Here is a 12,655-nt window from a genome sequence, read left to right on the forward strand (position 1 = left end):
ACATGCTTTATACACGACGCATACATGACGCATCCCCGACGCATCGTTGGACTTGATCCGAATCATTTCCCCCTCCCTGCCCTACTCCGCCGGGAAAAAACGTTATTTTTGCAACGATGGGACAAAAGAAATTACAACGCTTTGCAGAAATTGAGACGTTTCCGAATGTATTAATATACCCGGAAGGCATGCCAGGAAAATGGCATACGTTCTTCAAGAACAACAATTCCCTGACCCTGGAACTGGCCTGTGGTAAAGGAGATTATACACTTGGGCTGGCCCGCCGCTACCCTGACAGGAATTTCCTGGGGGTAGACCTGAAAGGTAACCGCATCTGGCGTGGGGCTAAAACCGCCCTTGAGGAACCGCTCCCTAACGCCGGCTTCCTACGTACCCAGATCGACAAACTGCCTAATTATTTCGCCCCTGGTGAAATATCAGAGATCTGGATCACCTTCCCTGACCCGTTCCTTCGTAATTCCAAGTCTAAAAAGCGCCTTACACACCCGCGCTTCCTGCAGTTATACCAACCACTGCTGGCAAAAGACGGAACGATCAACCTGAAAACTGATTCCGCCGAACTCTATGCCTTCACACAGGAAGTGATCGCAGCGGCCGGCTGTACCTTAGTAGAAGATATTCCGGATATTTATGCTATGACCGAAGTTCCGCCACTGTTGCAGATCAAAACCTTCTATGAAGGCATGCACCTGGAAGACGGCCGTACCATCCGTTATCTTAAGTTCAGATTACCGGAAGCCCCGCTTGACTGGCGTACCATAAAATTACCTTCCGATGCAGCAACCGTTGAAGGAGGGGATTGATTTCTATTACAATGAAGACGGTTATATGGTCTTCACTGAACATTTCCACCTTGAACGGGGCTATTGTTGCGGGAATGGCTGCAAACATTGCCCCTATGCATACGAAAAGGTACCTGAACCTAAACGAACCGCCCTCCTTGCCAAGCGGCAGGCCGGAAACAAAGGACCGTGAAACTGTACATGAATCTGACGGAAGCGGGAGAGCATCAAAATAAAGGATATTAAATATTAAAGCCGTACTTTGGCTATCAGGAAAGCAACAGGTAAAAACAGACTAAAAACTAAGCCCCTGGCGCATACTGTATTACAAATCATTATATGTCGGTATTAAAGTTAAAGCTGGACCAGGATCAACTGCTGGAAGATTTTTTCGAATCAACCCACGTTATTGGTATTGTGTCTTCCGCCCGCGACTATCAACTCTGCTGGCAGATTAATAACTACATGCACCTTGATTTCCGGGTAAATAATTCCCTGGAAATTAACCTGTCCAAAAACAACAGGGCGTTCTATTTCAGCGTTTTTGAGTTTGAGGAGCCAACTAAATCGTCTGTCCATTACTTCTACAATAATCACTGTCAGGCAGAGTTCCTGCTACCTGAACTGAAAAATGTAGACTATCTCTGGATGGTTAAAGGCGATTACTATCAGTTAGATGACGTTAAGAAGTTAATAGAACAGTTACGCCACGTAGAGCTTGTACAATTAGTATCTTTATTGGATATTAGAGAGATCAAAAATAAGATGAACCTCATCTTCTAACCGGTATGTACCGGTTCCTTCACCGAATTGCACCCGTGAACAAGGCTTTGTTTCATGACTAAATACTTTTGTTATGTGGGAAGAAAAAAAGAACCAACTGTATCGTTCCTTCGAATTTAAAAACTTCAGAGAAGCGTTTGCATTTATGACAAAAGTGGCTCTTGTTGCTGAAAAGATGGACCATCACCCAAACTGGACAAATGTTTATAATAAGGTAGAGATATACCTGAGTACACATGATGCGGGAGATGTGATCACCGAAAAAGACCATAAGCTGGCGAAAGCCATAGATGGTTTGTTGTAAAAATTTATTAGCAAACAGTGATTCGTATTTATTTACTTTTCCTGTTGTTTTGTTACTCCATTAATGCTTCGGCCAGCATGCCCGTCAAAGATACCCTGGTAGCAGATTTCGACCATCTGCCTTCAGCTGTTGATTTGCGGCCGTATGCCATGAGCCTGGAGGATAAAGGGGGCTTACTAACACCGCAACAGATTGCTTCAGCTTCGTTCAACCACAACTATCACCTATTCCATGTAGAGAAAAAACATATTGGAAAGGGCAATAATTGCTGGCTGAAGCTGCATGTAAAGAACACAGGCCATCATGATTCCGTACTAACACTATTCACCGGCTGGCATGATCATATGAGCTGGTACGTGCAGGATACTGTCGGCAGCAATCTCCGCCTGCTGATGCAAACAGGCCTGATGAGAGATCATGGAGGTGTGCAGCGCTGGGAGCATTATGGGTTCAATGTTGCAGTACCACCAGGTCACACACGCACTTTCTTCCTACACATCAACAATAAATATTATAACGAGAACGGGCTGATGCCCGTGCTATTTAATGCGCTCCAGTACGGACAATTTCGCAGTGGACAAATGGAGTATTTCCGGGGAGAGACCATCCTGATCCATGTGCTGCTGGGCATGTTGCTGGTATGTCTTGCCATAGCCGTCATCAATTACATACAGCTGCCTGATAAATCATACATGTATTTTGCAGCGTATATGCTGGGGCTGATCCTGTTCTTTACACTACGGCTCGAAAGTCAGCCGTACCAGCTGTCTGTCTTCTACCGCTGGCCAATGCTCAAGTATTACTGGGATATACCGGCGCTACTATTCTGTTTTTACCTGATGTACCTGGCTTTTGGCAATACCTTCCTGAACCTCCAGGAAAGGTACCCTTTCATGGAAAAGCTATTTACATCAGTAGCAGCGATCATCGGCGGCATCATCATCATCTGTTTCTATTGTATTGCGCTGGAGCAATACCAGGTACCGGTGATGATCTACAGCTATGTCTACATTTCCACCTTACTTCCGCTGCTGGTAGTTTTCATTGCGCTGGCCCGCCGTTCCCGGCACCATCCACTGGTACGCTTCTTCCTGTTCGGTTCTCTCTGCTTTTATATGGCCAGCTTCGGCTCTTTCCTCATGCTTATCCGTCCGCTGGGACTGATCAATGCTTTAGGAGAAATGTCCGCGCCATCCCTACTCATAGTAGCCGGCGTACTACTGCAATCTATGTTTTTCCTGGCGGGGCTCAGTTATAGGAATAAACTGGTGCATCATGAAAGAACACGTACACAGGAACTGCTCATCAAACAGCTGAATAAGAACAAGGAGCTGCAACGCAAGCTGAATGAGCAGTTGGAGGAACTTGTAAAGGAACAGACCACAGAAATACTACGTAAAAAACAGGAACTGGAAGAACAGCGTAAACGGCATATCGAGACTGAATACGATAAAAAGCTGACGGAAATAGAGCTGAAGGCTATTCGTGCGCAGATCAATCCTCACTTCATTTTCAACTGTCTGAATTCCATACAGCTCTTTGTTATGCAGCGCGACTTTGAGTATGCGCAGAAATATCTGTCTGACTTCTCCTATCTTATCCGCAAGACGCTTGACTTCTCCCGCCGTAATTTTATTTCGCTGGCAGATGAAATTGCCTATTTGAATACTTATCTTGGGTTAGAGAAAATGCGATTTGAGCATAAGATGGAATATGAGATATACGTTGATCCCGCTATTGCCACTGCAGAACTGGAAGTTCCTGCCATGTTACTTCAACCGTATGTGGAAAATGCAGTTAAGTATGGTATGACCAACAGCAATCATCCGATCGGCAAGTTGCTGATACAGTTCAACCAGACTGCCCCGGATATGTTGGAATGCCTGATAGAAGACAATGGTATCGGCATTATCCGCTCCAAAACGTTGCGTACGCTCCCCAAACATCACCAGTCTTCCGGAATGGAGATCAGCTTCAACCGGGCGGAACTGCTTAACAAAATGTACAACACGGGGATACATATTGACATCATAGACAAATCAGAAAAAAACAATACAGAAAGTGGTACTATTGTAAGGATCCTCATTCCCCAACTTTAGTCCATATAAGCATATTAGATGACTATGATAAAAGCTGTTATTATAGATGATGAGCGCAATAGCCGGGACATCATATCTCTGATGCTGGAAAAATATTGCCCCGATGTGCAGATCGCAGCAACTGCGTCTGACTGCGCCAATGGTATTGCCACCATCCAGGAGCATCAGCCCCAACTTGTATTCCTTGATCTGGAAATGCCTGATGGCACCGGCTTTGACGTACTGCTGGGCACTAAAGATGTTCCTCCTTTCGAAGCAGTATTTGTGACTGCTTTTGAAAAGAAATTTCTTCACACCATCCGTTTCAGCGAAGTGGAGATCATTCTGAAGCCGATAGACAGGGAAAGTTTGATGACAGCGGTAACGAAGATCACCGGTCGCATTCATGCCAATGCCAGTACTACCCGCTATAAGGTGCTGCTCGAAAACTTTAACAGCGGGAAAAATATCAATATGGACCTGGTGATCCCGGTTACCCAGCATGAGGACATGATCATTTCCCTGAATACGATCAATTACCTGGAGGCGAATGCAGAGAAGTGTACTATTTTCCTGGTGGATAATACCCAGTTACAGGCGGAGCGTTCATTCCGTTATTATACCGATCTGTTTGGCCCTTTACGTTTTTATCAGATCAATAATCACCAGATGGTCCAGCTTTCGCAGATCAGTCATATGGAAAATGACGGAGGTAAAGTGATACTGAAAAATGGGGCGAAGCTGGAGGTTGCGGATAGAAGGAAGAAAGACCTTGTTAGTCACTGGAAACAATACAGATAAAAAGATAAAAGGCCGCATCTGAGATGCGGCCTTTTATCTTTTTATCTTGATGGAGAGATATTATCCATTCATGGAGATCAGGAACTCTTCGTTATTCTTGGTTCCTCTCATGTGTTGCAGCATGAAGTGCATAGATTCTTCTGTATTCATATCTGCCAGGTGATTACGGAGGATATGGATACGTTTCAGGATATCTTTTTCCAGTAACAGGTCATCACGACGGGTAGAGGAAGCGGATACGTCGATAGCGGGGAAGATACGTCTGTTAGCCAGTTTACGGTCCAGTTGCAGTTCCATGTTACCGGTACCTTTGAATTCTTCAAAGATCACCTCATCCATTTTGGAACCTGTATCGATCAGTGCTGTAGCAAGTATTGTTAAGGAACCGCCGTTTTCGATCTTACGGGCGGCGCCGAAGAACTGTTTAGGTTTCTGCATTGCGTTTGCTTCCACACCACCGCTCAATACTTTACCGGAAGCGGGTGCTACTGTATTATGTGCACGGGCCAGACGGGTGATAGAGTCGAGCAGGATCACTACATCGTGTCCGCATTCTACCAGGCGTTTTGCTTTTTGCAGCGCGATGGCAGATACTTTTACGTGTTTTTCAGCTGGTTCGTCAAATGTAGAGGCAATTACTTCCGCCTTTACGCTACGTTCCATATCGGTTACCTCTTCCGGACGTTCATCGATCAGTACTACCATGAGGTATACTTCAGGATGGTTTGTCGCGATAGCGTTGGCCACTTCTTTCAGCAACATGGTTTTACCCACTTTAGGCTGTGCTACTATCAAACCACGCTGACCTTTACCTATTGGTGTAAAGAGGTCCATGATACGGGTTGAGTAGTTATTTGAAGTAGTGGTCAGACGTAATTTCTCGAAGGGGAATAACGGCGTCAGGTAATCAAATGGAACACGGTCGCGTACTTCTTCAGGAGATTTACCATTGATGGTTTCAACTTTCAGCAGTGCGAAGTATTTCTCACCTTCTTTCGGAGGACGAACGGAGCCTTTCACAGTATCACCTGTTTTCAGTCCGAATAATTTGATCTGGGAAGGAGAAACGTAAATATCATCTGGTGAACTGAGGTAGTTATAATCGGAGGAGCGCAGGAAACCGTAGCCATCGGGCATCATTTCGAGTACGCCTTCGCTGATAATTATACCATCAAATTCTATATTAAAAGCAGGTTCTTTCTTATTTGAAGGAAAGCGCTGTTTCTGCGCCAGTACCGGTTCTTCCGGCATTACAAAATCATCTTCCTCTTCTTCTTCTTCCTCTTCTTCTTCAGCTACGGGCAAAGATGTTATTACTTCATCCTCTTCTTCTTCAGCGTCTTCTGTAAACTGTGGAATGATTACATCATCATCATCGTCAAAAGTAAGAGAGGGGATGTCGAGATCTATATCGAAGTTCTTTTTCTTTGGTTTGGTTTCCTGTGATTTAGGTTCTTCTAATTCAGACTCTTTTGTTTTAACACCGCTGGCAGCTGGTTTCCTGCCACGTTTAGGTTTTTCGTCAGCAGCTGTAGCTTCTGCTACATGGGCTTCTTCTGCTTCTTCTTCTTTCTTTGATTTACGTTTACGTGTTTTCTTTTCTTCTCCATTTGCCGGGTTACCTTCGGAGGCCATTACTGCCTGCTTATCGAGTATTTTGTAGATAAGATCCTGTTTGCTCAGTTTTTTGGCGTTTGGCACATCCAGTTTCTCTGCAATGTCAAGCAGCTCAGGAACGAGCATGTCGTTCAATTGTAAGATGTCGTACATCATCGTGTGTTGTCAAATTTAAAAGTGTTGTGAGGTGGGTACCACTACATACCAACATACACCAATTACAAATAATTGTTTTTTGAGTCCAATAAATTTAATCTGGTTATTAAATCTGATAGGGAATGTTGAGTTTAGGACTGCCGATGAAGATGGAAATTAGAACTTAATCAGGCAGATTGTAACGCAAGATTAAAACAAGTTTCGCTATTATCCAAAAAAAATGCACTGCTCCAACCTGTTACAACAGCAGCCAGACAAGCCTCCGTGCCGTGCTCCCCCTTATAGAACCCCGTCCCATAGCCTGTCTATGGTCCCGATCCTCTATAACTATCAACATTCCTGCCAAAGAGCGCCGGAACAGTTGCTATTTAATTTAACATTTTATTGACTCCCTGGCCCGGCAAACCGGTTTTCCCCTATGCATTCTGCTCTATAACTCTTAAATTTGCACTCCAAAATTTATATTAATATGAGCCAAAGAGTGAAAGTCAAGCAGATACTGCAGGACGAAAAAACAGATTACCCTGTTGTGGTAAAAGGTTGGATACGGTCTTTCCGTAACAATCAGTTCATAGCTTTGAATGATGGCTCTACCAATAATAATATCCAGGTTGTACTGGACGCTGAATCCGTTACTCCTGAACTGTTAAAACGCCTTACTACCGGTGCTGCCATCAGCGTATCAGGACAGGTGATCCCTTCCCTGGGTAAAGGCCAGCGTGTGGAAGTAAAAGCAATAGAACTGGAAATACTGGGAGATTGTGATCCGGAGAAATATCCGTTGCAGCTGAGAAACCGCCCAAGCCTGGAATATCTGCGTGAAATAGCGCATCTCCGCTTCCGTACCAATACATTCGGTGCTATTTTCCGTCTTCGCCATTCACTGGCATTTGCCGTACATAAATTCTTCAACGATAGAGGTTTTGTTTACCTGCACACGCCTATCATTACGGCTTCTGACGCTGAGGGTGCAGGTGAAATGTTCCATGTAACATCCTTCGATATTAAAAATCCGCCACTCACAGAAAACGGCGAGATTGATTATAAAGAGGATTTTTTTGGCCGCGCTACAAACCTGACCGTATCCGGCCAGCTGGAAGGCGAACTGGGAGCGATGGCCTTTGGTGATATTTACACCTTCGGTCCAACTTTCCGTGCAGAGAACTCCAATACAGCCCGCCACCTGGCAGAATTTTGGATGATAGAACCTGAAATGGCATTCTATGATCTTGAAGACAATATGAACCTGGCTGAAGCTTTTATCAAATCTGTTATCGGCTATGCCCTGGAAAACAACAAGGAGGACCTGGAATACCTGGCACAACGCCTGGCGGATGAAGAAAAACAGAAGCCACAACAGGAACGCAGTGAAATGGGACTGATCGAAAAGCTCGAATTTGTATTGAATAATGAGTTTATGCGCCTTACCTACACCGAGGCCATCGACATCCTGAAGAACAGCAAACCTAATAAAACAAAGAAATTCAACTACCTGATCGAAGATTGGGGTGCTGATCTCCAGAGTGAACACGAACGTTACCTGGTAGAGAAACACTTCAAGAAACCAGTGATCCTGACAGATTATCCTAAAGCGATCAAAGCGTTCTACATGAAACAGAACGAAGATGGCAAAACTGTTAGGGCAATGGATATCCTCTTCCCAGGCATCGGTGAAATAGTAGGTGGTTCCCAGCGTGAAGAAAATTACGATAAACTGGTAACCCGCATGGAAGAAATGCACCTGCCTGTTGAAGAAATGAGCTGGTACCTGGATACCCGCCGCTACGGTTCTGCGCCTCACGCAGGCTTTGGTCTGGGATTTGAAAGACTGGTATTGTTCGTAACTGGTATGGGTAATATCAGGGACGTAATACCTTTCCCAAGAACGCCTAAGAGTGCTGAGTTCTAGGAACGTTACAAATCATCATAGAAACGCCGTCCACCATTATGGACGGCGTTTTATTTTTATGGAATATTCTTCCCTCCGCATCTATATCATTGAAAGCGCTTTCAGTCATTTATTCTTATACCCTTAAAACTATTCGTCATGGCTGAAATGAATACAGGCAGCTCCGATCGCGGCCACCAAAAAGGAACCCGTTCAAAGAAATTAAGCACTCGTGTAGATATGACACCTATGGTAGACCTGGGATTTCTGCTCATTACTTTTTTCATGCTTACTACTACGATGTCACAACCTAAGGTAATGAAGTTACTGATGCCTGCAGTTCCTAAAGATAATGAGCGGCCGAATGTCATATCAGAAAGCAAGTCGCTCACTATCCTGCTCGGCGCCAATAACTCAGTCAGTTATTATGAAGGCATAGGTAATGATCCTTTACATCCACCGGTAGTAAAGCACACCACTTTTGCAAATAACAATGGCATCCGCGATATCATTATCAACAAACGTGACGAGGTGATAAAAGTACATGGGCGTGATGATCTGACGGTTTTGATCAAAGCAGATAAATCCGCCAATTATAAAAACGTGGTGGACATTATGGATGAGATGCTGATCAATCACGTAGAAAGATATGCCATGGTAGACATCACTCCGGAAGATGAAGCTTACCTAAAATGAGTTAACTTAGTAAGGTAAAACTCACTTACTATGGCTCTAACGCAATCCATTCCAGTTGTGGACCTCGCCGCCTTTACTTCAGGCGATGCTGCCAGTAAAGCTGCTTTTGTTGAGCAGCTTGGTAAAGCTTACGAAGAAGTAGGTTTTGTAGCGGTAAAAAATCACGGTATTTCAGACGATCTCATTGCAAAGCTGTACAAATATGTACAACTGTTCTTTACCTTACCTTCAGAGACCAAGCGATCTTACGAGATCCCCGAACTGGCCGGCCAGCGCGGTTACACCTCTTTTGGGAAAGAACACGCAAAAGGATATGAAGCACCCGATCTGAAGGAATTTTTCCAGTTTGGACAAACCGTGGAAGACCAGGATCCGATCAGCAACGAATATCCGCCAAATGTAGCTGTAAAAGAGATCCCCGCTTTCTCACCAACCTTCTTTGATGCGTACCGCGCATTTGAAAAGTCAGGAAAAGCACTGCTGCAGGCTATCGCTATCTACCTGGGATTGGATGAGCATTATTTTGACAATTACATACACAACGGCAATTCGATACTGAGGGCCATCCACTACCCTCCTATTACGCAGGAACCCTCATCTGCCATTCGTGCAGAGCAACATGAGGATATTAACCTAATTACCCTGCTGGTAGGCGCTTCCGCTGATGGCTTACAGATACTCGACAAACAGGATAACTGGGTGCCTGTAACCTCATTGCCCGAACAGATCGTTGTGAACGTGGGCGATATGCTGCAAAGGTTGACCAACAACCGCTTGAAATCGACTACACACCGCGTAGTGAACCCTCCGCGTGATATGTGGCATACCAGCCGTTATTCCATTCCATTCTTCCTGCATCCCAAATCAGAGATGCCGCTGAATGCCCTGGAAAGTTGTGTAACAAACGAAAATCCACTTTCTTATGAGCCCATTACCGCAGGTGAATACCTGGACGAAAGGCTGAGAGAGATCGGATTAAAGAAATAATTGCCGTTTTCATAAAATATACAGGGGCTGACTAAAGAAGATTGATTGCTTCTTTTAGTCAGCCCCTGGTGGTTTATGAACAATGCGCTAATTTATTTCACTGGAAGCACCCTGCGGCTTCTTTGCCAATGTCTTCTCCTCTTCCAGCACGGCCGTATTACCACTAAACAGCTGTACAAAATAATCTCTCATCTCCGGCGTCATACGATAATCGTTCTGCGGAAAATTCAGGAAGTAACTATGCTGCCGTCCTCCCTGCTCGCGAAAGTTGACGTAATTGGCATTATTAGCCCGCTTACCCTTTAATTTTTCTCCCAGCTGAGCGGTGAGGGTTAACAGGTGCGCCCCCTTTAATTGCCAGTCAGACCTGTTATAATTGATGTAGATCTTATTGGCGAAACGGATCTTCTCTACCCATTCCTTATGTCCTTTTGACGGAACACATGCTGCATTCAATACAACATTGTCAATGAAGGGAACACTATTGAGCTCTTCATAAGGCTGGTTTCTCATCATTTCCCTGAAAATGATGTTTCCCATACTATGGCAAAATGTGGAGACCCTAACGTGCGCTATCCAGTCCTCATTCTCCACGCGGGCCTGCTGGATCGTTTTTAATAGCCGGAAATAATGTGGAGCCGATATCCGGGCATTACTACGGGCGAACTTAAAGTTCTTCGATGGCCGGTAAGTGGTATTGATGCTGGCATAGTCAAACATCACTACGTTCACGTTATACTGTGAACGCATTAAGAGAGCCCGTTGAACATTCGTCGTAAAGATCTTCCCCATCCCCTCCGCATATACGACGATATCCCGCTTTTGCGGCATCATGCTCATAGCCTCTGACAAAGTCGGGACCTGGAATACATTCCATTGGCCTGCATTCTTTTGCAGGAAAAAGTACTTCAGCCCTGCAGTATCTACAAATTCATCCACAAAGCGTAAACTATCCTTGTACAGGTGCCTGTTACTCACAAATACCAGACAGGTGTCAGTCAGGGAAGGTTTTATAGAATCGGTCTGCAAACAAAAGTTAGCCCAATAAGCCTCACTGTTATAATGCGCCAATTGCGCCTGCGCGCTGAATGAAATTGTTATGCATAGGAGGACCAGGAATCTTCTCATAAACTACTTGTATTATTAAACCATTCAATACCAATCCCTTAAAGGCTGATCATACTGAGGTGGGAAATATTGACTAACCTGAAAGTATTCTTTATTTATCACAAGGATTATGCCCATACGTTTTGCGCCTAATGGAAGAAAATCAACTGTTTAAAGTTTAAACGCTTGTTTTTGTCAGGAAATTATTGAAATTCGGGCAGCCGATTAATTGCTTAAACGTGTTTCTACGTCATATTCCTTTCTTACGGGCTGTCTTTATGCACAGCATCACAGCGTACGGTGGGCCTCAGGGCCACCTGGCCATGATGTTGAAGACGTTCGTGCACCAGAGAAGGGATGTAACCGAACAGGAGCTGATGGAGTACAATGCATTCTGCCAGCTGTTACCCGGCGCCTCATCTTCCCAGACACTAACGCTTATTGGTTACAAACGCGGTGGCGTACCGTTGGCCGTGGCCACTCTTCTGATATGGATAGCTCCCGCCTGCCTGCTAATGGGATCTCTTAGCTTCCTGTTGCAATACTTTGATCAGAAAGCGCTGAACACAGATATCTTTAAGTACGTACAGCCGATGGCTGTTGGTTTTCTGATCTATGGAAGTTTGCGGGCATTTAAGATCAGTATCCGCAACCTTGCTACTGCCGCTATCATGGTGGTATCGCTGTTAACTGCCTACTTCTTTAAATCTCCCTGGACCTTTCCTGCCCTGATCATACTGGGGGGGATCGTATCCAACTTCAGTGATAAACGTATCCCTGACATACACGACAAGCCGAAAAAGATACAGTGGACCAATATCTGGCTGTTCGCCCTGCTGTTCATACTGGCGGGTTTCTTTTCCGAGCTGGCACGCCAGCACGACTGGATCACACGCCGGCCGTTTAACCTGTTTGAGAACTTTTACCGTTTCGGTAGCCTTGTATTTGGCGGTGGGGATATCCTGATCGCGATGATGCTTGAGCAGTACGTATCCCGTTCAAATACCCGTTTCATGAATGCGGAGGAATTACTGACAGGAGCGGGTATCATGCGGGCCTTACCCGGACCCACTTTTTCTATCACCGCGTATGTAGGTGGCATGGTGATGCGTAACCTGGGACCGGGTTATCAGCTACTGGGATGTATGCTGGCCCCTGTTGCTATATTTTTACCCAGCCTGCTGCTTGTATTGTTCTTCTTCCCTATCTGGCACAACCTGAAGAAATACGTGGTCATTTACAGGGCGCTGGAAGGTATCAACGCCACTGTTGTGGGGATCATGTGGGCAGCCACGTTTATCCTGTTCATGGCCATCCCACTTACCTGGTATAACATTGCTATCACGATCGTCACATTAACGATCCTCTGCACTTCACGTATACCATCCCCATTTATAGTACTTGCCTGCCTGTTATTAGGCTGGCTGATGTAATG

Annotated in this window: 12 protein-coding genes; 10 read left to right on the forward strand and 2 right to left on the reverse strand. The window is 45.0% G+C overall.

Annotation, left to right across the window (positions count from 1 at the left end):
- Window positions 1-116: 116 nt before the first annotated feature.
- The 6 genes from trmB (at window position 117) to C7475_RS09880 (ending at window position 4,769) form a co-directional block, all read left to right on the forward strand.
- Window positions 117-824 carry a tRNA (guanosine(46)-N7)-methyltransferase TrmB gene (gene trmB, locus C7475_RS09855; RefSeq protein ID WP_110053193.1) on the forward strand — a complete coding sequence of 236 codons (708 nt, stop codon included), beginning with the start codon at window positions 117-119 and terminating at the stop codon, window positions 822-824.
- A gap of 25 nt (window positions 825-849) precedes the next feature.
- A complete protein-coding gene (locus C7475_RS09860) occupies window positions 850-996 on the forward strand; it encodes a DUF5522 domain-containing protein (RefSeq protein WP_233259857.1) in 147 nt (48 codons plus the stop codon).
- A 146-nt stretch (window positions 997-1,142) separates the two neighbouring features.
- The gene (locus C7475_RS09865) at window positions 1,143-1,586 is read left to right on the forward strand and encodes an IPExxxVDY family protein (RefSeq protein WP_110053195.1); all 444 of its coding nucleotides are present in this window, start codon (window positions 1,143-1,145) and stop codon (window positions 1,584-1,586) included.
- A 73-nt stretch (window positions 1,587-1,659) separates the two neighbouring features.
- Window positions 1,660-1,890 carry a 4a-hydroxytetrahydrobiopterin dehydratase gene (locus C7475_RS09870; RefSeq protein ID WP_110053196.1) on the forward strand — a complete coding sequence of 77 codons (231 nt, stop codon included), beginning with the start codon at window positions 1,660-1,662 and terminating at the stop codon, window positions 1,888-1,890.
- A gap of 77 nt (window positions 1,891-1,967) precedes the next feature.
- Complete coding sequence (locus C7475_RS09875; RefSeq protein WP_110053197.1) at window positions 1,968-3,989, forward strand: histidine kinase; 2,022 nt, start codon at window positions 1,968-1,970, stop codon at window positions 3,987-3,989.
- Between the two features lie 24 nt (window positions 3,990-4,013).
- A complete protein-coding gene (locus C7475_RS09880) occupies window positions 4,014-4,769 on the forward strand; it encodes a LytTR family DNA-binding domain-containing protein (RefSeq protein WP_158286472.1) in 756 nt (251 codons plus the stop codon).
- Between the two features lie 60 nt (window positions 4,770-4,829).
- Here the strand turns inward: C7475_RS09880 and rho are convergent, their stop codons facing one another.
- Window positions 4,830-6,542, reverse strand: coding sequence for a transcription termination factor Rho (rho, locus tag C7475_RS09885; RefSeq protein ID WP_370445416.1), 1,713 nt, complete (start codon window positions 6,540-6,542; stop codon window positions 4,830-4,832).
- Window positions 6,543-7,011: 469 nt separating this feature from the next.
- On the opposite strand from rho, the gene asnS reads away from it, so the two are divergent.
- The 3 genes from asnS to C7475_RS09900 all read left to right on the forward strand — a co-directional run bounded on the left by asnS (window position 7,012) and on the right by C7475_RS09900 (window position 10,113).
- Window positions 7,012-8,451, forward strand: coding sequence for an asparagine--tRNA ligase (gene asnS, locus C7475_RS09890; protein WP_110053200.1), 1,440 nt, complete (start codon window positions 7,012-7,014; stop codon window positions 8,449-8,451).
- Window positions 8,452-8,589: 138 nt separating this feature from the next.
- Window positions 8,590-9,126 carry a biopolymer transporter ExbD gene (locus C7475_RS09895; protein ID WP_110053201.1) on the forward strand — a complete coding sequence of 179 codons (537 nt, stop codon included), beginning with the start codon at window positions 8,590-8,592 and terminating at the stop codon, window positions 9,124-9,126.
- Between the two features lie 30 nt (window positions 9,127-9,156).
- Window positions 9,157-10,113 carry an isopenicillin N synthase family oxygenase gene (locus C7475_RS09900; RefSeq protein WP_110053202.1) on the forward strand — a complete coding sequence of 319 codons (957 nt, stop codon included), beginning with the start codon at window positions 9,157-9,159 and terminating at the stop codon, window positions 10,111-10,113.
- 87 nt (window positions 10,114-10,200) lie between these two features.
- On the opposite strand, the gene C7475_RS09905 is transcribed toward C7475_RS09900, so the two are convergent.
- Window positions 10,201-11,241: an alpha/beta hydrolase gene (locus C7475_RS09905; RefSeq protein ID WP_110053203.1), complete on the reverse strand. Its 1,041-nt coding sequence runs from the start codon at window positions 11,239-11,241 to the stop codon at window positions 10,201-10,203.
- A gap of 257 nt (window positions 11,242-11,498) precedes the next feature.
- On the opposite strand from C7475_RS09905, the gene chrA reads away from it, so the two are divergent.
- Window positions 11,499-12,653, forward strand: a complete 1,155-nt coding sequence (chrA, locus tag C7475_RS09910; protein ID WP_233259811.1) for a chromate efflux transporter — start codon at window positions 11,499-11,501, stop codon at window positions 12,651-12,653.
- The last annotated feature ends 2 nt before the right edge of the window (window positions 12,654-12,655 follow it).

It is taken from the genome of Chitinophaga sp. S165, assembly GCF_003182155.1.
In the GTDB taxonomy this organism is placed as follows: Bacteria; Bacteroidota; Bacteroidia; order Chitinophagales; family Chitinophagaceae; genus Chitinophaga.

Coding starts and splice junctions, on each gene's coding strand:
- rho (WP_370445416.1), bottom strand. CDS start 6,542: ATGATGTACGACATCTTACAATTGAACGACATGCTCGTTCCTGAGCTG.
- C7475_RS09870 (WP_110053196.1), top strand. CDS start 1,660: ATGTGGGAAGAAAAAAAGAACCAACTGTATCGTTCCTTCGAATTTAAA.
- C7475_RS09880 (WP_158286472.1), top strand. CDS start 4,014: ATGATAAAAGCTGTTATTATAGATGATGAGCGCAATAGCCGGGACATC.
- C7475_RS09905 (WP_110053203.1), bottom strand. CDS start 11,241: ATGAGAAGATTCCTGGTCCTCCTATGCATAACAATTTCATTCAGCGCG.
- C7475_RS09875 (WP_110053197.1), top strand. CDS start 1,968: ATGCCCGTCAAAGATACCCTGGTAGCAGATTTCGACCATCTGCCTTCA.
- C7475_RS09900 (WP_110053202.1), top strand. CDS start 9,157: ATGGCTCTAACGCAATCCATTCCAGTTGTGGACCTCGCCGCCTTTACT.
- trmB (WP_110053193.1), top strand. CDS start 117: ATGGGACAAAAGAAATTACAACGCTTTGCAGAAATTGAGACGTTTCCG.
- C7475_RS09865 (WP_110053195.1), top strand. CDS start 1,143: ATGTCGGTATTAAAGTTAAAGCTGGACCAGGATCAACTGCTGGAAGAT.
- chrA (WP_233259811.1), top strand. CDS start 11,499: ATGCACAGCATCACAGCGTACGGTGGGCCTCAGGGCCACCTGGCCATG.
- C7475_RS09860 (WP_233259857.1), top strand. CDS start 850: ATGGTCTTCACTGAACATTTCCACCTTGAACGGGGCTATTGTTGCGGG.
- asnS (WP_110053200.1), top strand. CDS start 7,012: ATGAGCCAAAGAGTGAAAGTCAAGCAGATACTGCAGGACGAAAAAACA.
- C7475_RS09895 (WP_110053201.1), top strand. CDS start 8,590: ATGGCTGAAATGAATACAGGCAGCTCCGATCGCGGCCACCAAAAAGGA.